Source organism: bacterium Scap17 (assembly GCA_013376735.1).
Classification (GTDB): domain Bacteria; phylum Pseudomonadota; class Gammaproteobacteria; order Pseudomonadales; family Halomonadaceae; genus Cobetia.
The window spans coordinates 1,741,568-1,764,287 of the sequence record VINJ01000001.1 but is presented as its reverse complement, the minus strand read 5'-3'; the positions used below and the strand labels follow the sequence as shown (position 1 = coordinate 1,764,287).

The following is a 22,720-nucleotide window of genomic DNA, read 5'->3' as shown; positions in this document are numbered from 1 at the left end:
CATGCCCTCTCCTTCTGATGCCTTCACTCCGGGTTCGCCTGCTGCCAAGGGCTTCTTCATGCCTGCCGAATATGCTCGGCATGACGCCTGCTGGATGCTTTGGCCACAGCGACCGGACACCTGGCGTTACGGTGCAAAGCCCGCTCAACAGGCCTTCGTGGAGGTCGCCACGGCCATCGCCGGCAGCGAGACCGTCATCGTCGGCGTCAATGATGAACAGTACGAAAACGCACGCAATGAACTGCCTGCGCATGTGCGTGTCGTCGAGATATCCAGCAACGACGCCTGGATGCGCGATGTCGGCCCGACCTTCCTGACTCATCCGGATGGCCGTATCGCCATGATCGACTGGGAGTTCAATGCTTGGGGCGGCCTCAATGGAGGGCTCTATTTCCCCTGGGACAAGGACCGCAGAATCCGCACCAAGATCTCACAGATTCTGGATGTTCCGCGCTTTGATGCCTCGATCATGCTGGAAGGCGGTGCCATTCATGTCGACGGCGAAGGGACGCTGATCACCACCGAAGAGTGCCTGCTCAACGCTAATCGCAACCCTGATCTGAGTCGCGAGCAGATAGAGCAGATCCTCAAGGACCATCTCGGTGTCACCACCATCATCTGGCTTCCCAATGGCTGCCATCTGGATGAGACCGATGGTCACGTGGATAACCTGTGCTGCTTCGTCGGGCCTGCAGAAGTCGCCCTCAATTGGAGCGATGATCCCCAGGACCCACAGCATGCGATCTCCAGGGCGGCGCTTGAGGTTCTCGAGAACTCCGTGGATGCCAGAGGGCGCGCCTTCAAGGTACACCTGCTACCCCAGCCCGGCCCGCTGTATATCGAAGAAGATGAAGCCAATGGTCTGGACCGCCTGGGCAGCTCTCACCCGAGACGTCCCGGCGATCGGATGGCAGGTTCCTACGTGAACTTCTACATCGCCAACGAGGCTATCGTCATGCCATTGCTGGACCCGGCGCTGGATGACGTAGCACGTGAGAAGCTCCAGGCCATCTTCCCGACTCGGCAGATTCTTGGCGTCAATGCTCGTGAAATTCTGTTGGGGGGGTGGCAACATCCACTGCATTACCCAACAGCAACCCAAGCGCCTGACTGGCGCTCGCTGATTGGCTCTCGCTGACGGGCCGTACACGCAAAAGCCCGCCACCGGCCATTGATTGGCAACCGGTGGCGGGCTTGTCGTTTCAGTACCTGTCACGTCTCACGGCGATGGTCCGTCAGGCACCAGGGCAAGGGTGATGGTTCTCAGAAACTCCAGCTGGCGTGCGTCCAGAAGATACGCCCCGGCTCGGTGACCTGGACATCGCCCTGCAACGGATCGTCATAGAAACGATTGACGTGATAGGCGTAGGTCTTGTCAAACAGGTTCGAGATACCGGCACTCAGCTCGATGGCATCCGTGACGCGGTAGCCACCCTCGAGCCCGACGATACCGAAGCCTGCCGTCGCCTCTTCATTGTCGGAAATGCGCGACTGACGTGCAGCCGCATCCAGACGTGCACCTGCCCACCAGCGATCCGCATCATAACGAGTCGCCAGATAGCCATTGAAGGGGGCGACCTGCGACAGCGGCGTGCCATCGCTCAGATTGGTGCCATGTGTCGCGGCAACGCCGGCAGAATGCCGCCAGCCGCTTCGCTGCCAGCTGGCCTCAAGCTCGAGACCGTAGATCTCGGCTTCAACATTGTCGTAGGTAGTCAGTGAGTCACCTTCGCTCAGCTCGATCCAGTCATGCACCCGGTTATAGTAGGTATCGGCCGAATACCGCCAGGCGCCCTGCCTGACCGCCACCCCGAGCTCGAGCTGCTGATGGATTTCGGGGTTGAGCTCCGGATTGCCCAACCAAGCATTGCTGTCCGATTGGCGATTGTAATAACGCTCGGTGGCGGTAGGAAAACGTACGCTGCGGCTGAGGGCTGCGTAGCCTTTCACCTCCTCACTGAAGCGATGCTCCAGCCGCGCCAGCGCACTGAACTCCCCGTCACGCTGCTTGGCTTCTACATCATCGCCGTACTGGGCACGCCAGGCGGAGATAGCCGAGGCATTGCTGCCCACTACCTCATCGGCATCTCGCGCATCACTGATGGAAACGTCATAGCGTGCGCCAGTCACCAGCCGATTGTCGGCATCGAGGGTGGTATCCAGTTCCGCGAACACCCCACCGCGCGTCCGCACGACATCCGGCCAGGTCTGGCTATCCAACAGGCTATCCAGTGACATGCCCATCCGGGAGTGGGTGTTGCTCTCGAGCCGTTCGGCATCGGCCCCCAGCGTCAATATCGCGTCATGGCCCCCAACAGTCAGCGGAATATCGCCCTGGGTGCTGGCGTACCAGGTCTCGGTGGTCGCGCTGGAGAACATGGCCATGTCACTCATGTCCATTCCCGAACCCATATCCATGCCAGAGCTCATGTCCATGCCAGAGCCCATATCCATACTCATCGAGGAGTCATCAAAGTCACGCAGGGTGACGTTATCCATGTCGTGGACGACGCGAGCATGGTTGACCTGTGTCTCGGTGTGCGAGAACGGTCCGACGTTGTCGATGGTCAGCTTGAGATACTGGCGGTCCATATCGCTGCGTGGTGCATCCATCGCCGGATACAGCGCATCATCGATGCGCACCACGGCGACGCCCGCCTCAATGGCGACATCCTCGCTGGCAAAGGCGCCGACTCGGAGACTGCCGTTGTCGCTGCGATAGGCGCCGGGCTGGGTATCACCGTTGCCATCCTCGTAGTTGTTGCGCTCGGAATGCTCGAAGTCCAGCGCAGCCCAGACATCGCCCTGCTTGGCGGTCAGTGACAGAGTCTCGCTGGTGGCATCATCATTGCTGCGCCAGCCAGCGCCCAGCGTGCCATGCACCCCATCATCATCACTGCGCGTTGGCGTGTGACGCGTCGCCTCTATACTGCCCGCGGCAAAGTTGGGGCCACGGCTGACGGTCTGCGCGCCCTTGTAGAGCGTGAGGTCCGACTGGCTACCGGTGGTGGCATAGCCGAGCGTGGAGTCCATGCCGCTCGGGCAGGCCGGATACAGCGATGCCCCATCCACCTCCTGGATCAGACGTTCACCGCCCTGGGCACGAAAAATGGGCGAGATACCGTGGCTACCCAGGCGCGAACCACTGACGCCATTGACCTCGCGTAGCTGTTCACCGAGGTCCATGTTGCCCTTGGCGTGCCCCTCATCTACCGCGTGGACGGGGCTGGCCATGGGCGCCTGAGCCTCGATACGGATCAACGGCAATACGCTGGTGGTGTCAGCATCGGCGTAAACCGGCAGCGTGCCACTACCCGCGATCGCGGCAGCAATGGCCAAGGGCAGAGGACCAAGCAATGCGCTCACTGGCGCAGACAGGCCACGCGCATGAGTCGGAAAAACGACGAGAGACTGTGTCATGCGCTGGCCTCCTCGAGGTCATTGCCGCGCGGGTGCGTGACACGAATCCACAGCCAATCAAGCGCACCCATCACGATCAGCGAGAGGCCGACCAGCGGGAAGATGACACCGATGATCATCATCAAGCCCCAGACACCGGCGATACGCTTGCGCTCCTTGGGCAGCGGCGGGATACCGATACCGCCCACCGGACGACGCTTCCACCACATCACGCCCGCACCGACGCTCATCATCACCATCGCGATACAGGCCAGTAACAGCACCAGCTGGTTGATCAGCCCGTACTGCTGACCCAAGTGAACATTGATGCCCCACTCCAGCGCTCGACCCAGCGGGCCATAATCGGCGTAATGCATGTCCAGCAGCACATCGCCGGAATAGCGATCCACATGCACCACCTGCTGACGCTCCAGCGCATCCGGATAGATGGAGCCGGTGTAGACGCCCTGCGGCGTGCCCGGCAGATTGATGGCGTAACCCGGTGCCAGCCCTTCGCGAACGAAGATGCGCTCGGCCTGATCGAGGCCGATATCGGCATGGGCAATCGCGGCGGCGCTCAGCGGCACGCCCGCTGCGCCGGAGGCCTGCTCGGCACCAGACTTGGTGCTACCACCGCCATGTCCGGCATGCTCTCCCTCGTCCACGACGTGGCTTGTCGCAGCCGCCGGCAAGGAGGATAACGGGATAACGGCCTGCTCGAGTGACCAGGTCGTCCGCTCCTGATCCACCAGACGCGTATCGGACATCGGCGTATTCACGCGCACGCCATCGGGATACCCGAAGTTATGCCCGTTGGCCAACTCGTTGACCTTGGCACCCCACACCATTGACCACGGCATGCCGGTCACGGCGAGGAAAAGGATGAAACCAGCGGCGAAGATGCCACACACGGCATGCAGGTCGCGCCACCACAGGCGGCGCGCAGGCGTGGTACGCAGCGTGACGACGCCACCCTTCTGGCCCCGCGGCCACCACAGATACAGGCCGCTGAGTACCAGCAGAATGCTCCAGCCGGCGGCGATCTCGATCGCGGCATTGCCGATGGGGCCGGTGATGGCGAGGCTGTGCAGATTGCGCACTGTCCACATGATGCTGTCCCGGTAGGCCATCTGCCCCTGCACTTCACCGCTGTAGGGATTGACGTAGACCGCCTGCTTGCCACTGCCATCGGCAGCCACGATATCGACTTCCGTGGTCAGGTCACTGGCCGCAGGCGGCACGACACGCACGGCCTTGCCGGGCAGACTTTGCACGGCGGCACGCACCTGCTCGCTCAGCGGGACACTCGCCTGTGCCTGGCCATTGGCCTGTTGCACCACCGGCGTGTTGACCTTCATCAGGTCGGCATGCACGAAGTGGTCAATCTCTTCACGGAACAGATAAAGACCGCCGGTGACGGCCAGCAAGGTCAGGAAAGGCAGCACCAGCAGGCCGGCATAGAAATGCCAGCGCCATACGGCACGGTAGATATCGCTGAAACCGCGAGCGGCGCGACCCGCGGACTCGGTATTGGTGGTTGAACTCATCTCGATTACCCATCGACAGGTGCCACGACGCGCGACGGATACTTTGTCCGTCGGTCAACGTGCGGTCACCGAACACTATGGAGAGCCGCCACAAGGCAGCCCATCAATTCATGGCGCGTGGGAATCGTGGGGAGGTGCGCGCCCGGGCGGACGCAGATAGACATTGATGTCGCGAAACGCGACAAGGCAGGGACGCGGGGCCGCGTCGCGAGACAAGCGCCCCAACGCCAGCAACAGGGCAACGGCGACCAATGCCAGCGTAAAGGCCGCCATGCTGGCCAACGGACAATCTGAGGCAGCGGAACTATGGGTGATCTGCGCCTGCGAACCGCTTTCGCGAGCGGCGCGGGTTATCCAGTCGCTATCGGCACTCACCCAACGCCCGGTACCGACACTCTCGAAGACAGCATGGTCGTTGACCATCACCACACGTGGGGCCGCCAGCGGCATGACCAGCATGGCGGCCAACGCGATCAACATCACGAAGACGACATGCCCATTGGCCGCAGTCAGTCGCGACAAGGCGCGATGATAGGAGACGGATTCACGCCTGGCCTGGCGAGTCGAGGGACAATTCGCTGTCATGCGCCCCCCATGGCCGAAGCATCAGCGTTCGTATCTGCGCTCGTGCTGACGGTCGCAACACTGTCAGAAGACGGCGCTGCGGCTACGGACTGGAGCAGGAACGTCAGGCGATCGGCAAGTTGCGCAGGCGTCTGACTGAGCGGCAAGGTGTCACGCAGCCGGCCCTGCTCATCGATCACGAAGATCGCCACGCTGTGGTCGATCATGTAATCGGCCTCACCGGCCGACGACTGCGCTTGCGCGTGTTCAGGGGGATGCCTCTGCTCGGGGTCTCGCTGCTGGAACTGGATGCCGAGACGCTGAGTGAATTCCTTCAGGCGCGTATCGTCATGTGACGGGAGGCGAAGGCCGGTCACCGGCAGGCTGAAGGCAGACAGATAACGTGACAGCACTGGCAGGGTGTCGCGCGCCGGATCCAGCGTCAGAAACATCGGATGCAGATGCGCGCGTGACGTCTCATCAAGGCGCTGCCAGGCCATCTGCAGCCGAGCAAGCGACAACGGACAGATGTCCGGGCAATGCGTAAAGCCGGGAACCATCACGCTCAGGTGACCCGCTTCCCCCCGAGACAGGGTGTCCGCGTGCAGCAGTCCCCGCGTGGAAGGCAGCTCGAGCGTCGTCGGCCACGCATCACGCGGTTGATGCGAGGCAGAAAGCCCCGTGATCAACGCGATAATGACGAGGGCAAAAGCACTGAGTCCCATCAGGATCAGCTTGCGCGGCGACATGAACACTCCAGCGTGGCGTGCAGAAAAGGTAAAGGCAGCAGGGTCGATGACAGGGATGCTAACCATTCACACCCGCAAAACCACTAATGCGACAAGTTGCCACAGCGATTGCCCCGGGGCTCAGCGGGCGCGACAAGGCCCCAGATAGCGTAAAGCCATCACCATCATCATCAGATTCAAAGTGCGCCTCTCCCGGACGGATACGACACTGTCTCCATGCTCCTGCAATGGAGCCAGTCCCCCAAGCCCTTCTTCCCCTCACGCCATGAGGCTTCGCCATGATTCAGCGCCTTTCCCTGCACCCAGCCATCCTTGAAGTGCGCGACCTCGATGCCGCTTGCCGTTTCTTCACCGAAACACTCGCCCTGCACATCCTGTTGCGCAATGCCACCAGCGCGACCCTGGAGCTGAACCATCGTCGAGACAAGCAGACCAGCGTATTGCTGCTGCAGCGCAGTGCCGAGCAACCCGACAGCCGCCAGCTGACGCTGGAAATCGAGCGAGCGGACTTTGCCCGCTTCCGCGAGCAATGGCAGGCCCAGGGAGCGCATCTTATCGAGAGTCACGGCAGCAGCGCCCCCGGCTGTGCCTGGCAGGTGCTCGATTGCGTGCTCCCCGATGGGCATCGCCTACGCATGGTCAGCATCAACCCCGAGCGCTGCGCCCCGACGATCAGCCGAGGCATGGGCATGGCACCCTGAGAGCCCAGCACACCAGATGGATCGAGAGTCTCCGCTGGGCCGGCGCATGACAAGAGCGCCGGCCCCGCTATCAAGTGCGCCATCATGGCGAGAAATGACGTTCTGGTGAGGCGTGCAAGGAAATGGCTTGGATGCCCATCACGGTAAACAAATCAGTAGTTGACGAGCAGGTCATCGATGACCGGGTTCATCTTGGTTTCGACACTGGCGTACTTAGAGAACCCCAATCCCCCTTTTGCTATTAGATGATACTGCGCATAGGCGATTTCATCGCCATACGGATCGTCTAGCCATAGTTCTGCGTGAGAAAGGTATGTCACATAATCCCATGAGCGCAGCGCGGTATATTTCAGAACTACTTCGCAATATCCGGGCACCGGCGCGTCATAGACTCGCGTATTCAAGCCATTGCGACTGAAGCCCTGCTGAATCACATTCAGGAAGCCGGGCACGATCACGGCCTCATTGCGCTCGATACACACGGTATCCAGATAGGACATGCGCTCCAGAGGCTGAACCTGCACCGAGGTACAGCCTGCCATCACGAAGGTGATTGAAGCTGCCAGTAACGCCTTCGTCATCCCTGTCATTCTTGACTCCCTGTCATTGAACAAGAGGCTTTATCGCGAGATATGCCAAGGAAGGCATTCTTGTCCGCAGGGTATTAGTGAAAACAAATAAATGCGAGGAATCTGCCCGTGATCAAGCGTCATTCCCCCATGCAAGCGCGAGCCTCTTTCAGTGACACCGACAAATGACGACAGGCACGACAAATAGGAGTCCCCTTTATTACACCGAGCCAGTCATGACCCACTGACAGCGTGCACGGATGCCAGTATTGTCGCTCTCTTGCCCGACGCAGCGTGCAGTGTAGCTCAGCGACAGAATCGCCAGCCCCGCGTGCCGAGGTGAAAGTGATCACGATGGGCTGCGTTGTAATCCGGCCCCAGCACGGTGCCGAAACTCTCACAGGCGGCGTCCTGCACGGCGCGCAGGAAGCGGCCCGGGGCATCTTCATCTGCGGGTGCCGTCCAGTCGCGCGGCAGGCGAATCTGACGGCCATCCGCCAGCGTGAAGCCTGTGACATCCAGCGCATCCGCAGTGGCATGTTCACTGCGGCGTGCGTTCTCTCGTCCATAGATGTTGCGGCAGGCGTAGCTGCCCACATGGGACACATGCGTCACCTCGCTTCCCATGACCTCCTGCGCCGCTGACCTGAGCCCATGGCGCTCGAAGCGCAGCCAGCTCACCGCCAGCGGGCAGCTGGCAATGAAAGACTGGTTGAAGCGAACGCCCTGCTCACCACTCGTGCCTGACGACGAATGCATGCGTACGCTGTTGATGAGGTCACAGCCATTGTCGCTGGGGCGATCCGGCAGGAAGGTCACCCGTTGCGGGGCTTCCCGCTCGAGAAATGCGCGACAGGCGGATGGATTCTCGTTCAAGCGTGATAGCTTCCAGCCGGTCACCATGCCGGACGGGTCCTCCAATTGCAGTGGCTCCCACGGGAGGTAGTGAGCGGGTATCCAACGCTCCAGCACGATGATGTCGCGCTGGAGCGCAACGCCCAAGCCGATGACCACGAGGCAGACCAACGTGAGCCCCATGCCTTTGCGGCGCTGCTTGTGCTGCAAACCGTTCATGTTCGACTCCTGTACACGTTGCCCTGGGCTTCACCTGCCCCAGGGTGACTGACTACCGTGAATGGCATGACGTATCGACCGCCTCATATATGCCATATCAGAAACAGTGAAATGAAAGGCGAGACGCTGTCAGACAAAAGGCTGTCCATTATGCTGGACGCCATTCAGCAGACCAGCTACATGCCTATAGGGGCCACGCCCCAGCTGCTCTCTGCACGCCAACTCGCTATCAGGAGCGCACATGACGACAGCCCCTACCTCACGCCTGGGCACGATTCCGCTCTCGGTGCTGGACCTTGCCCCCATCCGCGATACCGGCAGTGTTGCTGAAACCTTCCACAATAGCGTCAGTCTCGCCCAGCATGTCGAAGCGCTGGGCTTTCATCGCCTGTGGCTGGCCGAGCATCACAACATCGATGGCATCGCCAGTGCCGCCACCTCGGTGCTGATCGGTCATGTGGCGGGCAAGACCTCCCGCCTGCGGGTCGGCTCGGGCGGCATCATGCTGCCCAACCATCCCCCACTGGTGGTGGCGGAACAGTTCGGGACCCTGGCCACGCTCTACCCCGACAGGATCGATCTCGGACTTGGCCGCGCGCCGGGCTCGGATGGCATCACCATGCAGGCGATGCGCCGCGACCCTTCCGCCGGCGTGAATGACTTCCCCCAGCGGCTGGCCGAACTCGAGCAGTATCTGGGCGAGGCCTCACCCGGTCAGCGCGTCAAGGCCATGCCGGGGCAAGGCACTCATGTCCCCCTGTGGCTATTGGGTTCCAGCGACTACAGCGCACGCCTGGCAGCGAAAAAAGGTCTGCCCTTCGCCTTCGCCGGTCAGTTCGCCCCCGGCTACATGCTGGAGGCCATCAAGCTCTATCGCGAGAACTTCACACCCTCCGAGGTGCTGGATGCGCCCTACGTGATGCTCGGACTGCCACTGATCGCCGCCGACAGCGATGAACGCGCCCGTTTCCTGGCCAGCACCCAGCAACAGAAATTCCTCAATCTGATCCGCGGCAAGAGCACGCGCGCCCTGCCCCCATGCGAGACACTGGACTGGTCAGCACGCGAGGAAGCCATAGTCGGCCAGAATCTGGCCGCTGCCATCATCGGCGGGCCAGAGCGCATTCGCAGCGAACTCGAGCATCTGCTGGAGGTGACCCAGGCCGACGAATTGATGTTCAACTCGGATTTCTATGAGCATGCCGACCGCCTGAAGAGCTACGAGATACTCGCCGAGGTCGCCGGCCGCCGGACGCCGGCCGCCAGTCAATGACGTGAGCCCCTTCACGCTGACTGGCTTGCCAAGACAAGACGCCGCTCACATCTCCTGTGAGCGGCGTCTGTCGTTCTGAGCCTGCCGTGAAGGCACGCATTGACGTATGAGCTCAAGGCAATGAGCCGAAGGCGATGAGCTCAAGTCGATAAGTTCATGTCACGACTCGGCTCAATGATGGTCGCGCGGGTTCACGCGACGATTCTTGACGTCCGGCGCACGGCGGATGCGGTCTTCCTCCGCCAAGCTGTCAGCCTCGAAGATATCCGCACCGACCGGTGTCTCACCATGACGGCGATACAGCTGACTGAGCATCTGGCGACGATCAGCCCGCAGCTCCTTCACCAGCACCACGATCATCCCGTAGATGATGAAGGTGAACGGCAAGGCCGAGAGTACCGAGGCTGACTGCAACCCCTTGAGACCGCCCGTCGAGATCAGCGTCAGGCAGATGGCCGCAATCAGCACGCCCCAGGCGATACGCTTGTAGAGCGGCGGATTGATCGAGCCGCCGTCGGTCATCTGCGCCACGATGTAGGACGCCGAATCGGCAGACGTCACCAGGAAGATGAAGATCAGCATGATCGCGACCACTGACAGCACGCTGCTGAAGGGCATCAGGTCGAACATCTCGAACAAGGCAGACGTGATGTTGGCATCCGTCGCGGCTGCCAGCCCCGCATCACCCGCCAGCTCCATGTTGATGGCCGCGCCACCAAAGACGCCGATCCACAGACATGCCAGCAGCGGCGGCACGATCAGCACACCCACCACATATTCCTTGATGGTGCGGCCACGCGAGACACGCGCGACGAAGGTCCCGACGAACGGCGACCAAGCGATGACCCAAGCCCAGTAGAAGACGGTCCACGAACTGTTCCACTCATTGCCATAATAAGGGGACATGCGCAGGCTCATGCCGATGAAGTTCTGCAGATAATCGCCGATGCCCAGGGTGATCGTCTTGAGGATATCCAGTGTCGAGCCAGTGAACAGCACATAGAGCATCAGCGCGATGCACAGACTCATGTTGAGGTTGGAGAGGCGCTTGATGCCCTTGTCGAGCCCGGACCAGGTCGAGGCCATATAGGCACAGAACATCACGCCCATGATGATGAACTGCCATTGCCAGCCTTCTTCCACGCCGAAGACGAAGTGCAGCCCCCCATTCATCTGCAACACGCCCAAGCCCAGCGATGTCGCGACCCCCATCACGGTCGCCACCACCGCAAAGACATCCAGTACCGGGCCATAGCGGCGCACCTTGGGATGCTTGGCCGTCACGGATGACAGCACCGAGGAAACCAGCCCCGCCTGCCCCTTGCGGAATTGGAAATAGGCAATGATAAGACCGACCACCGAGAAGGCAGCCCACTGATGGACGCCCCAATTGAAGAAGGCATATTGAATGGCATAGCGCGCAGACTCGGGCGTCTCGCCCGGCATATCGGCAAACGGCGGTTTCAGATAGTGCTGCATGGGTTCCGCCATGCCATAGAACACCAGCCCGACACCGAACCCTGCTGCCAACAGCATGCTGACCCAGGAAAAGAAGGTATAGGAAGGCCGGCTATCCTGCGGCCCAAGCCGGATCTTGCCGTATTTGCTCAACGCGAGACTAATGAGAAAGATCACGAAACCAAACACGGATATCAGATAGAACCAGCCGAACATGCTGGTGACGGCGCCGAGCGCCTGATCTGCCAATTCACCAAACCGGGTGGGGAATCCTGCCCCCAAGGCGACCAGCCCGAGAATGATGATGACCGACGCGCTGAATACGCGCTTTCCTCCTGATGTCATAAGTCGCTACTCCCTGTGAGCTGTGACAGCGGTGAGGTGGATCGCGCACCAGCGAGAAACGAGTAGCGTATCGCCAACGAATATTCGCAGTGCCTTCTAGACATGAACCTGATTCCCCAAAACTTCAAGGACAGATGACGCCAGCAGCTCAGGAAATTTGTCAGTGTCTGTACATGTGGGCGTTTGTCCCAGCTTGGCCACGGTGGGTACGACAGGTAGACAACGCCAAACATTCAAAGGCAGTGATGAAGAAGCAGAGAGACGGGAAGTTCCGGGCAAGCTGGCCAGTCACGATGGCGAGATCGCCAGACAACCTCTACATTACTTGTACGATAGTTATAAAACGCGATTCACCGCCGAAATGACATCCCACTGAGGACATTCCCGATGCCTGCCCCCACTACTGCAACAAACCCGCCACGCACCGCTGTGACCCCCGCCCACGCGTCGCCTGCTACCCCACTCCCCCCAAGCCAGCTCGCCGATCAGCCGCTCGCCCACCAGGACGAGACCAGCATGACACTCGAGTCGCTGGCACGCGCACTGCAGCACGGCATGGTGCCGGTGGTCGAGGTCATGTCACTGGATGGCATCTACAAGGTGAGAATTCACCACTGCCACGGCGTCTCGGACCTGACGCGCAACGACCACAGCGCACTCTGGTTCAAGGGCACCGGCGAGATACGCGACTTGATGGGCGCACGCGGCATCAGCCACGGCGTGCTGACTTGGGCGGATCAGTGGGGGGATGAAATGATCGGGGTCGAATCACGCAGCCTCAATCAGGAAGAACTGCTCGCCTGGGGCACGCGCATCTGTTTCAAGTGATACCCGATAGAGTGCTCCGCTCAGGAATGTCGATTCAGACACACAAAAGCCGCCCCTTCCGGAGGCGGCTTTTGTGTGATGATCTGCCATATCACAAGTGACTCATCCGGCCAGATCTCAGCAGAATGCTCGCGGCTCAAGCCCTGCCGAGAACGCCAAGAGCCTGGAAGCACCTCAAGGGTTGACGACTTCTCCCTTGGCCACGAAACCGGCATCAGCGCATAGGCGGCTGAATTCATCCCAGTGTTTCATGACCTGCCAGGCGCCCGTGGTCCGCAGTACCTCGGCGTGGCCCGGCGGAATGTGGCTGGCACCCAGATGGCCGACGACCTTGAGACCTGCGGCCACGGCTGCCTGCATTCCCGTGCGGCTGTCTTCGACTACCAGACATTCCTCGGCGGAGCGTCCCAGCGTCTTGAGCGCGAGCAGATAGAGGTCCGGTGCCGGCTTGGGGTTCATGACCTCATCAGAGGTGAAGATCGGCAGCCGCTCGTCGCCATTGGCCGCGGCAATCTCATCGAGAATGCCACGCAGCCCCGAGCTCTCGAGATTGATCTTCATGCGCTGCGCAGAACTGTTGGACACGATCGCCAGCGGCAGACGCTGGTCGCGGATCCACTCCAGCGTTTCGCGCACCCCGGGCATAGCCTGGAGCGAGTCGGCCAGGCGGGCATCGACGAGATGGCGTATTTGGTCGAGCGCATCCACGGGCAGCGTGTGCTGACTGCGCGCCTCCAGATCCAGCAGGATATCTCGCGTCATCATGCCCAGACAGCGGTCCAGCTCATGCTCGATCTGCTCTGCACTCCCCAGGTCTGGCAGCCAGACGGGAAGCTTCTCCTTGAGCACGCCATCAGCGATGATCTCGCTATCCACCAATACACCGTCACAATCAAAGATAAGTTGCTTCATGCGAGCTCCAATTCGAGAAAAGATGGCCGAAACACGTGATGAACAAGACACCTTGTCGCGCAAGGCATTGAGCGGCCACAAGAAGTGATATTCCTTATTGATGAGGGCAGAAACCTGAAAAGCAATCCCGACACTCTGCAGCAGTCTTTGGCGAGGATTTTCAGAGGCAAGGCACTGGCCGAGCGCAGCTACTTCGAGGACCTCGTTACCACCTACGGCAAGACCTTCCACACCTGGCAGATCGACCGCGACGACTTCTCCTACGGTATCCCGCAGCTGATGATGGCCTTCACCCGTAATGGTCAGATCGACGAGGAGCGCTGCCGGAAGCGCGCCGAGATTCCGCTGCCCGATGTCAGCCCCAAGGCCAACGGTGGCCCGCCCCCGCCCGACAGCGAGTCCCACCAGCCGCCGCATGAGAGCCTGAACGACAGCCGCTGAGGCCAGCGGCGCATCAGCGACACAAGCCACGACACGCACCAACGACATGCATTTACGACAAGGCGCCTGGCAATCATTTGCCAGGCGCCTTGTCGTTTCAGCTATCGCGTCAGGAAGCCACACCGGGCATCCCGCAGGGCTCAGCTCTGACTGTCGTATCGCGGCTTGCCTTCACGTGATGTCGAGGCCATTTTCTCGAGCTCCTCTTCACTCATGGAGTCATACATCGAGCGGGCAGCGCCATCCAGTTCGCTGACCTTCTGCTCGCCGCGACGTACTGACAGTGCTGCTCCGGCTGCCATCTGCTGTGCCTTGGACTTGGCTGGCATGGTTGTCCTCCCTATTGGCACATTCGTTGGACGGTGGCCGGCTGTCGCTCACCCGACCTGTCGCTCCTGTCGCTCCCATCAGGCTATGCGGCCCTTACTCCCCTTTTTCAATCCTCGCCATACCTTGAGTTTTCCCGCTCTGACCCAAGGCCATGCAGGAGAGACAGATGTCCGTCCTCAGCAAGAATATCGCTATCCAGCAGCAGGAGAGCCGCCATGCGTGACGTCGAATTTCCTCAACATCTTTCGCCCCATACTGCCAAGGATGACCTGACGGCGCTGGACGCCGAGCAACTGGCACGCGGGTACCAATGCGGCGAGTTCGACCCATTGCAGGTGACCCGAGCGGTGCTCGATCGTATCGAGCGACTCAACCCACTCGTCAATGCGTATGTGCATGTCGCTCATGACACTGCATTGAAGGAGGCGCGTGAATCCACGCAGCGCTGGCAGGCCGGCAAGCCTTTGAGCCCGCTTGATGGCATCCCGACCTCGCTGAAGGACCTGACCGAGGTGGCCGGCATGCCAGCGCGGGAAGGATCGCTCACCACTTCGCCCGAACCCTGTCAGCAGGACGCGCCACCGGTACGCCGTCTGCGTGAGGCAGGCGCGATTCTACTGGGCAAGACCAACACTCCCGAGTTCGGCTGGAAGGCCGTCACTGACAATCGCGTGCATGGCACCACCCGCAATGCCTGGAATACCCAACTGACACCCGGCGGCTCTTCCGGTGGCGCAGCTACCGCCGCCGCCCTCAATCTGGGTGTACTGCATCAGGGCGGTGATTCCGGCGGATCGATCCGTATTCCTGCCGCCTTCAGTGGCATCTTCGGCTTCAAACCCACCTTCGGCTGGACACCTCAGTGGCCACCTGCCCAGGCGGCATCGCTTTCCAGTATCGGCCCGCTGTGCCGCAGCCCACGTGACGCCGCTGCCATGCTCGATGTCATCGGTCGTCATGACGCCCAGGACCCTTACGCCCTGCACGGACAACCCGAGCACTGGGGCATGGAAATCGGCGAGTCGCTGGCAGGACTGCGCATCGCGTACTCGCCATGTTTCGGAGGTATCGAGGTCGACCCCGAGATCGCCGACCTGGTCGAGCGCGCCGCCCAACGCCTGGCAAGCCTTGGCGCGGAAGTCGTGAGGGTCGATCCCCCCATCGAGGCCAGCCTGGAGACCTTTCGCAAGATCTGGTTCACCGCCTCGCTGGACCTCTGGCAAGGTTGTGACGAGCAGCAACGTGAGCAACTCGACCCGGGACTGGTGGAGAACGCCATGCGTGCCCGCGCCTGGTCATCACTGGAGCTGTTCGAGGCGAGCGAGGCTCGACAACGACTGACTCAGCAACTGGCAAGCTTCCATCAGACATACCCCCTGCTGCTCACGCCAAGCGTCGCCGTTCTGCCTTTTGCACTCGATCATCAGGTACCGCCCGCGAGCCAGCTCAGGGACTGGGAGGAATGGACGCCCTTCTCCTATCCCTTCAACCTCACCGGTCAACCTGCCGCCTCCATCCCCTGCGGCTTCACCACCCGAGGACTGCCGGTCGGCTTTCAGCTGGCCGGCGGCAAGCACGATGACGTGCGACTGCTGCGGGCTGCCGCTGCCTATATGGATGCCTACCCGACCGCGCATCCCGCCGAGCCCTGCAGCGCGACTTGAATCCATACGGCTGTCATGCTGCGTAACGAAAGACAAAGTGGCCACATTGGGTCACATGCAGACCGGGAGCTTTCATGGCAGCCGCTACTCAATCATCGCAGGACACTCACGCCTGCACGCCTCTGGCCAAGTTGCGCAACGGCCTGGCGCTGGCGCTCGATCACGCCGGCATCACCACCTCCGCCATTCGACCATTGCCCGACAGCGGCTTGGCGCACGCCCACTTTCGGCTTGAACTGCCTCCTGCTCGCCATGAGGAGACGCAGGAATGGATAGCCCGCTTACCCAAGCAGAGCCAGATGCGCCTCTCGGCCGCCGACAATCTCACTTACCAGACAGCATGCTTCGAGCGCTGTCAGCCCAGTGGTCACACTCCGCGACTGGAGGGCGGCCTTGCACCTCAACCTGACCTGCCGCGCGGCGGCCTGCTGGTGGAAGCCATCGAGGGCCGCCCCGCAAGACTGCCGGAAGATCTCCGCGCCATCACGGAAGCTCTGGCCAGCATTCACGCTCTGCCACTGCCGGCCGTGCACAAGCGTGTGCCTCTGCTGGCGCCTGACTGCCCATGGCGCGCCATGCTCGACGAGATTGAACTCCAATGCCGCTACCTGGAGAGCGCCGGCCTGCCCCTGGAAGGTCAGCGCTTGATCAAAGGCGAGTTGCAGGCGCTGAAGGACTTCGTGGCTGTGCAGCAGGCACCTGTTGCCATCAGCCTGATCAGTTTCGACGCCCACCCCGGCAACTTTCTCATCGAGGAAGATCGCACGAATTCCGTGCCCACCCGCGCGGTACTGGTGGATCTCGAAAAGTGCCGCTACGGCTTGCCGGGGTTTGATCTCGCCCATGCCACGCTCTACACCTCCACGACCTGGGATGTCGCCAGTCACGCCATCCTCACGCCAGAGCAGGTCGCCGACGCCTATCGTCATTGGTGTCAGCAGATGATGGCGACAAGTGCCGACCCCGCGCTCCATGACAGTCAGACATTGCTGCAAGCGCGACGCGCCATGTGGCTCTGGTCACTTAGCTGGTGCGCCAAATGGCTATCGCTCAACTGTGAGACCAGGGATAACGGGCACCACGGCGAAGACTGGTCCAGCGAGCTGAGCGAAGATCGACTGATCGCCCATGTGCGTGAACGCGCCAGGCATTACCTCACCGAGCACTGCATTCGCGGCGTCATCGATGAGTGGCAACAACTGGCGCGAGCACTCCCTTGGGCGACATAGACACCGACGGACTAGCGATACCGGAATTACTTGAGCGAATCCTGATTGCCTATACGCGCCATCATCTCGGTGAACATCTGGATGTCGAGCATCAGGTTATCGATCCGCTTGAACTCCTTGGAGGTATGCCCGGTATAGGTCTCGCCCGGCATGGACGGGCCGAAGTTGATCGCATTGGGTAAAAGTTTGGCGGTCGTACTGCCCGCAGAGGAGCGCGGCTCGGCCTTCATGCCGGTGGTATCCCCGAAGATATTGAGCAGCGTCTGCAGCCAGGCACCGCTGGGGTCACGCAGCATCCAGTCGCGAATCTCGACGTTCAGCGTTATGTCCATGCTCTGCTCGCTGGCATAGGCGCTCAGCTTGTCCTGAATCGTCTGGCTCAATTCCTCAGGTGATTTCTCACCAGCGGGCGCACGTACATTGACCGCGACCCGCAGCGCATCATTCTCCTTGGCGAAGAAGGTCGGCGTTACCTTGAGCGGCCCCATGAAATCATGGGAATACGCGATGCCCAGCTGCTTGCCGTGATAGTCCAGCCCGTAGTTGTCGCTCAGGTAATGAATGGCATCTTCATAGGCATTGTCATGGAAATCGATGCCGGAGGTGGCAAGCAGGCCTGCCAGCCGTGTGACAGGATTGACGCCGTTGGCTGGCGCCGAGGAGTGGGCCGACTTGCCGGTCACTGTCACGCTGACCTCTTCGCCTTCCACCTCACTGGCGACGCTGAAGTCCAGACCATGCTCCTTGACGTAGCGGCTGCCTAGCGTTTCAAGCTTGTGGCTGAGCGCCTTGGCGCCCGCTGCATCAGCCGCGTGAAGCGTAGCGGTGGAGCGCTCCGGAATCTGGTTGGTCGCCAGACCGCCCTTGAAGTCGGTGATCGTCGGCAGAGCGTCGACTGCCTGATCAGATGAGACCTCGCCCGTCTTAGGCGTCAAGGGGAAGCGCGCATCGATGGTGCCGAAACCATTCTCGGCCGTGATCGCCGGGTAACCGCTATCGAGCACGATGTTGTATTCCGGCAGGTCATTTCTGGCCTTATAGTACTCGAAGCCATCACCACCGGTCTCTTCCGTGGTCTCGATCATCAGGCGAATGGTACGCTTGAGCGGCACCTCATTTTCCTTGAGCGACTTCATGGCATACAGCGCCGCGGCGATCGAGGCCTTGTCATCTTCGGTACCGCGCCCGTAGAGCTTGCCGTCGATCTCGGTCATCGCGAACGGATCGAGATGGGTACCATCGTCGAGTGTCCAGCCCTCCTCGCCTGCCGGCACCACATCGCCGTGGGTAAGAATGCCGAATACGTCATCGCCAGTTCCCTCGAGTTCCACCTCGAAGACGCGGTTGTCGACGTTACGGAACGTCAGGCCGAACGCCTCGGCGCGCGCCTTGATCAGCTCACCGAAGCGCGCGATTTCGGGATTCTCGAATTGCGGCTTCTCCCCTACCTTGGCGGTCGGGATCGCGACCATTTCCTTGAGCAGCGCCTGGACGTCATCGCCGTACTGCAAACGGTTGTAGACCCCCAGCAGACGATAGATGTTGACGAAGGCATCGCCCTCAAGCTTCTCACCGGCCTGATACTGCTCGATGGCGGCCCTGACCGCCGTGTCCTGTGAATTGCGTTCGGCTACCTGGGTCAGAAAGTCATTGAAGTCCGTCGCCAGCTCCTGATGGCCCTGTTCGATCAAGCTGACCAACTGGGCACGCTTGAGCGTATGTTCACCCTGCGGTGCGCGCTTGCCCGTGTCATCGGTCGCCATCGGCTCGTCTGCGCTGACAGGCAGTGCGCTGCCGAGCCCGAGTGCCAGACCCAGCGCGAGGGCCGTCTGACGAGAGGTAGCGTGAGTGGTTGTGCGGGTACTCATGGGCATGTAAGTCCTTGCGTTAGGCAAGACGCCGCGTCATCAATGGCCGGAGAGACAAGGGATGAGGAGAAGAACCTCACCGCCACCCGGCGGCAGCTGACCACGCGACATCAAGACGGTTTCAACGGCCTTGCCGTGAAACATTAATGTCTTATACACAACCATCTTATGTACTAGGCCACGCCGCGCCAACCCTGACGAGAGGTGCCTGCCACTCTGCTTTCCATTGTGGCCTTGCCCCTCTTCGCCCCAGACGAGTGACTCAGTTCCAGCGCTTGAGCAGAATCTCGATGAACAGCTCCGCGATTGGCGACAAGGACTCACCTCGTCGCCGCAGCAGGCCGATGGTGCGATCAATGCGCGGTTCGGGCAGTTCACGCTGACACAGTACCTCGTGTTCCGGCCCCGGCATGGCCATCGACGGCAGGATGGCGACGCCCAGCCCGCTCTCGACCAGACCCAGTGACGTCGAGAGATGCTGCACCTCATAGAAGCCATCCAGATGCAGGCCGGCGGACAGCAGTGTGTTGTCGAGCAGAATGCGGTTGCCGCTGTCACGCGAGACCGTGATCAGGCGTACATCGTCCAGGTCGCTCCATTCCACGCGCTGTTTCTGTGCAAGAGGATGGTCTCGACGCAGGGCCAGCACGAAGGGATCACGATAGATGGAGGTGAAATCCACCGCCGGATGGTGCGCACTGACCATGTTGATACCAAAGTCTGCCTCCCCCGAGACCACCCTTTCGACTCCTTCATTGGCACTGACATCCAGAATGCGAATCCGGATACCGGGATAGGCGGTATTGAATTCGCGCACCACGCTGGGCAGGAAGTAGAAGGCTGCCGTGGGCAGGCAAGCGATGGTCAGCACCCCCTTGCGGTGGGTGGCAAGCTCGCGGACGCCGACCAAAGACGACTCATAATCTTCGAGCAACTTGCGGGCTTTGGGCAGGAAATCACGACCAACGGGCGTCAAACGACTTCTTCGCGTAGTGCGCTCCAGCACCTTGGCGCCCAGAACCTCCTCCAGTTTCTGGATGCGGCGCGACAACGCCGGCTGCGAAATATGCAGCCTTTCTGCCGCCTCATTGAAGGAATGATTCTCGGCAACCTCGACAAACGCCGATAGGTCCAGAAACTCCAATCTATGCATGCAACTACCTTATTGTTTCAGCTTTCGGATTAATGCGCACAATGATGACAGTATAGGTTTTATTTGCATTTGATGCATAGATCATCGGCTGTGATGCTTCACGAAGGCGCAAACAGACAGGAGCGCGTTCCAACATGATGCATTCACTTCCTTGCATGATCCTACGTGGCGGTACCTCTCGGGGTCCCTTCCTGCGTCTGGATCACCTTCCCGCCGATGACGAAGGCCGTCGCGAAGTTCTGCGTCAGGTCATGGGGTCCGGCCACGTACTGCAGATCGATGGCTTGGGCGGCGGCAATTCGTTGACCAGCAAGGTCGCCCTCGTCGGGCCGCCCAGTCATCCTGAAGCTGATGTCGATTACCTGTTCGCTCAGGTCGACGTGGAAGGCGACAAGGTCGACTTCTCGCCCAACTGCGGCAACATGCTGGCCGCCGTCGGCCCCTACGCCATCGAGACCGGCATGATCGCGCCGCAGGGTGACCTGACGCCTCTGCGGATTCATAACCTCAATACCCGCACGCTGATCGACAGCCAGGTACCGACGCCCGGCGGCGCGGTGGCCTACCAGGGTGACACGCGCATCAGTGGCGTGTCCGGCGCCGGCAGCGCCATCAAGTTGGGCTTCCTCGGCGCGGTGGGCGCCAAGACCGGCAAGATGCTGCCCAGCGGCAAGGTCATCGACGTGATTGATGGCGTCGAGGTGACCTGTCTCGACTCCGCCACGCCAGTAGTGCTGGTCGAAGCGGCAAGTCTGGGCTGGGCGGGCAACGAAGCGCCGGCCGAGATGGACGCCAACCGCGAGGCGATGGCACGCCTCGAGCAGATTCGCCTCAAGGCGGGAGAATTGATGGGCATGGGCGACGTCAGCGGCTCGGTGCTGCCCAAGCCGGTGATTCTCTCCGCCCCGCGCACCCAGGACGGCACTCTCTGCGCCCGTTACTTCGTGCCGCATCGCTGCCATGGCGCCCTGGCCGTCACGGGTGCCATCACGCTGGCCGTTGCGACCAGCATCCCGGGCTCCTTGGCCAATCGTGTAGCACTCGCAGCCGGCACTCTGGCACCGGATAGCCTGGCGGCAAACGTTCATCTGGAACATCCCGCCGGATTTCTGGATGTCGAGGTCGAGCATACCAATGCCGACCCGATGACCCCCGCCCGTGTGTCTCTGCTGCGCACGGCACGCAAGATCATGAGTGGCGAGGTGTTCTTGAACCTCCCCGACTCGCTGGAAATGCCTGGGCGTGCATGACACGCCAGACGACCGCGCTGGCAAGCGCCAGATGTGGAGACATCGTCGACAGGCAACGAGCTGGTACTGCAGTATATTGATTTACAATGAATTTTCGCCAACCAAATAGCCTGATTGCGCCGCCATGCAGATAGCGCATCACTGATCGACAACGCATTCCAACAATAATCAGGAGTCAGACCATGTCCCTCATCGTGTCTCCCCCCAAGCGCCAGACCCTCAAGCGTCATGCCCGTACCACCGCATTGGCCTTCATGCTGCCCGTCATGGGCCTGATGCCACTGTCCTCAGCCGTTCACGCCGCGGCGGAAGTCCCTGACACCTTGACCTGGACCGTGCCGTTCGGTGTCGGGGGCGGCACGGATGTCTGGGCACGCTTCATGTCCAACTGGGTGACCAAGGACCTGCCGGGCAACCCGGCCGTCGTCATCGACAACGTTCCGGGCGGTGGTTCCATCACCGGCGTCAACCTGTTCAGCAAGCGTGCCGGCGATGACGGCGACGAGATGGTCGTCACCTCGGCCTCTACCCAGTATCCGGCCATGCTGCGCGACCGTCGCGTGCGCTATGACTATGCCGACTGGGAGCCGATCTTCGCCGCACCGACAGGCGGCGTCGTCTATGCCTCAAGCTCACTGGGCAAGGATAGCGCCAGCGCACTCGAGGCTCTCGCCTCCCAGGAGGTGAAGTTCGCCGGACAGAACCCGACCGGACTCGAGATGCCGGTATTGATGGCCTTCGATCTTCTCGATTTCCAGGTCAACCCGGTCTTCGGCATGAAGAGCCGTGGTGAAGGCCGTCTGGCCTTCGAGCGTGGCGAAGTCGCCCTCGATTTCCAGACCACCTCCGCCTACAACAGCAACGTCACGCCGCTGGTCGATGCCGGCCAGGCCGTACCGCTGTTCAGCCTTGGCGTGATGGATGACGAAGGCCATATCGAGCGCGATCCGTCCTTCCCGGACCTGCCGACCTTCTCCGAACTGTATCTGGCCCAGGAAGGCCATTCACGTGATGACGAGGCCTACCAGATCTTCCATAAGTTCTTCGCCTCCGGTTACGCCATGCAGAAGATGCTGCTGGTGCCGAAGGGCGTGGACCCGGAGCTGCTGGAGCTTTACCGCCAGGCCGCGCGTGATCTGGCCAAAGACCCCGAGTTCCTCAAGGAAGCCACCGAGAAGGTCGGGCCCTATGGACTGATGGTCGGCAAGGCCGCCGCGACCCAGCTTCAGGACGCCATGCAGCTGAGCGAAGCCGAGCATGAATGGGTCAAGAACTGGCTGATGGAGCGCCACAATATCCGCCTGCAATCTCGTTGAGGCATGCAATCACACCCGTAATGACCTGAACGCCCGGATGTGATGGGGAC

General features: G+C 61.1%; 19 protein-coding genes and 1 pseudogene. 9 read left to right on the top strand and 11 right to left on the bottom strand.

Annotation, left to right across the window (positions count from 1 at the left end):
- Position 1: 1 nt before the first annotated feature.
- Positions 2-1,124, top strand: a pseudogene (gene aguA, locus FLM52_07670) (agmatine deiminase).
- A 139-nt stretch (positions 1,125-1,263) separates the two neighbouring features.
- Here the strand turns inward: aguA and FLM52_07665 are convergent.
- From FLM52_07665 to FLM52_07650, 4 genes are all read right to left on the bottom strand, one after another.
- Positions 1,264-3,420 (bottom strand): TonB-dependent receptor, encoded by a 2,157-nt coding sequence (locus tag FLM52_07665; protein ID NVN55661.1) that lies wholly within the window; start codon positions 3,418-3,420, stop codon positions 1,264-1,266.
- Entirely contained in the window at positions 3,417-4,946 is a 1,530-nt protein-coding gene (locus FLM52_07660) for a PepSY domain-containing protein (GenBank protein NVN55660.1), read from the bottom strand. The genes FLM52_07665 and FLM52_07660 overlap by 4 nt, the downstream gene beginning before the upstream one ends.
- Before the next feature lie 108 nt (positions 4,947-5,054).
- Complete coding sequence (locus FLM52_07655; GenBank protein ID NVN55659.1) at positions 5,055-5,531, bottom strand: hypothetical protein; 477 nt, start codon at positions 5,529-5,531, stop codon at positions 5,055-5,057.
- Entirely contained in the window at positions 5,528-6,325 is a 798-nt protein-coding gene (locus FLM52_07650) for an SCO family protein (GenBank protein ID NVN55658.1), read from the bottom strand. The genes FLM52_07655 and FLM52_07650 overlap by 4 nt, the downstream gene beginning before the upstream one ends.
- Before the next feature lie 212 nt (positions 6,326-6,537).
- Between FLM52_07650 and FLM52_07645 the strand changes: the two genes are divergently transcribed.
- Positions 6,538-6,960, top strand: a complete 423-nt coding sequence (locus FLM52_07645) for a hypothetical protein (GenBank protein ID NVN55657.1) — start codon at positions 6,538-6,540, stop codon at positions 6,958-6,960.
- Positions 6,961-7,112: 152 nt separating this feature from the next.
- Here FLM52_07645 and FLM52_07640 read toward each other — a convergent pair whose 3' ends face one another.
- Together FLM52_07640 and FLM52_07635 are read right to left on the bottom strand one after the other, a co-directional pair.
- Positions 7,113-7,550, bottom strand: coding sequence for a hypothetical protein (locus FLM52_07640; protein ID NVN55656.1), 438 nt, complete (start codon positions 7,548-7,550; stop codon positions 7,113-7,115).
- A 285-nt stretch (positions 7,551-7,835) separates the two neighbouring features.
- Positions 7,836-8,567, bottom strand: coding sequence for an extensin family protein (locus FLM52_07635; protein NVN55655.1), 732 nt, complete (start codon positions 8,565-8,567; stop codon positions 7,836-7,838).
- Positions 8,568-8,844: 277 nt separating this feature from the next.
- Between FLM52_07635 and FLM52_07630 the strand changes: the two genes are divergently transcribed.
- Complete coding sequence (locus FLM52_07630; GenBank protein NVN55654.1) at positions 8,845-9,876, top strand: LLM class flavin-dependent oxidoreductase; 1,032 nt, start codon at positions 8,845-8,847, stop codon at positions 9,874-9,876.
- A 171-nt stretch (positions 9,877-10,047) separates the two neighbouring features.
- On the opposite strand, the gene FLM52_07625 is transcribed toward FLM52_07630, so the two are convergent.
- Positions 10,048-11,679 carry a BCCT family transporter gene (locus FLM52_07625; protein ID NVN55653.1) on the bottom strand — a complete coding sequence of 544 codons (1,632 nt, stop codon included), beginning with the start codon at positions 11,677-11,679 and terminating at the stop codon, positions 10,048-10,050.
- A 516-nt stretch (positions 11,680-12,195) separates the two neighbouring features.
- Here FLM52_07625 and FLM52_07620 point away from each other — a divergent pair.
- Entirely contained in the window at positions 12,196-12,507 is a 312-nt protein-coding gene (locus FLM52_07620) for a hypothetical protein (GenBank protein ID NVN55652.1), read from the top strand.
- A 174-nt stretch (positions 12,508-12,681) separates the two neighbouring features.
- Here the strand turns inward: FLM52_07620 and FLM52_07615 are convergent, their stop codons facing one another.
- Positions 12,682-13,419, bottom strand: a complete 738-nt coding sequence (locus FLM52_07615; GenBank protein NVN55651.1) for an HAD family phosphatase — start codon at positions 13,417-13,419, stop codon at positions 12,682-12,684.
- Between the two features lie 66 nt (positions 13,420-13,485).
- Between FLM52_07615 and FLM52_07610 the strand changes: the two genes are divergently transcribed.
- Entirely contained in the window at positions 13,486-13,860 is a 375-nt protein-coding gene (locus tag FLM52_07610; GenBank protein ID NVN55650.1) for a DUF1264 domain-containing protein, read from the top strand.
- Between the two features lie 140 nt (positions 13,861-14,000).
- On the opposite strand, the gene FLM52_07605 is transcribed toward FLM52_07610, so the two are convergent.
- Positions 14,001-14,189, bottom strand: coding sequence for a DUF3008 family protein (locus tag FLM52_07605; GenBank protein NVN55649.1), 189 nt, complete (start codon positions 14,187-14,189; stop codon positions 14,001-14,003).
- Positions 14,190-14,405: 216 nt separating this feature from the next.
- Between FLM52_07605 and FLM52_07600 the strand changes: the two genes are divergently transcribed.
- Both FLM52_07600 and FLM52_07595 read left to right on the top strand, forming a co-directional pair.
- Positions 14,406-15,854, top strand: a complete 1,449-nt coding sequence (locus FLM52_07600) for an amidase (protein ID NVN55648.1) — start codon at positions 14,406-14,408, stop codon at positions 15,852-15,854.
- Between the two features lie 74 nt (positions 15,855-15,928).
- Positions 15,929-17,083, top strand: a complete 1,155-nt coding sequence (locus FLM52_07595) for an aminoglycoside phosphotransferase family protein (GenBank protein ID NVN55647.1) — start codon at positions 15,929-15,931, stop codon at positions 17,081-17,083.
- 26 nt (positions 17,084-17,109) lie between these two features.
- Here FLM52_07595 and FLM52_07590 read toward each other — a convergent pair whose 3' ends face one another.
- Together FLM52_07590 and FLM52_07585 are read right to left on the bottom strand one after the other, a co-directional pair.
- Positions 17,110-18,951 (bottom strand): dipeptidase, encoded by a 1,842-nt coding sequence (locus tag FLM52_07590; GenBank protein ID NVN55646.1) that lies wholly within the window; start codon positions 18,949-18,951, stop codon positions 17,110-17,112.
- Between the two features lie 262 nt (positions 18,952-19,213).
- A complete protein-coding gene (locus FLM52_07585; protein ID NVN55645.1) occupies positions 19,214-20,104 on the bottom strand; it encodes a LysR family transcriptional regulator in 891 nt (296 codons plus the stop codon).
- Positions 20,105-20,238: 134 nt separating this feature from the next.
- Here FLM52_07585 and FLM52_07580 point away from each other — a divergent pair, with 134 nt between their 5' ends.
- Complete coding sequence (locus FLM52_07580) at positions 20,239-21,354, top strand: 4-oxalomesaconate tautomerase (GenBank protein ID NVN55644.1); 1,116 nt, start codon at positions 20,239-20,241, stop codon at positions 21,352-21,354.
- Positions 21,355-21,629: 275 nt separating this feature from the next.
- On the top strand, positions 21,630-22,670 hold the full coding sequence (locus FLM52_07575) for a tricarboxylate transporter (GenBank protein NVN55643.1): 1,041 nt from the start codon (positions 21,630-21,632) through the stop codon (positions 22,668-22,670).
- The last annotated feature ends 50 nt before the right edge of the window (positions 22,671-22,720 follow it).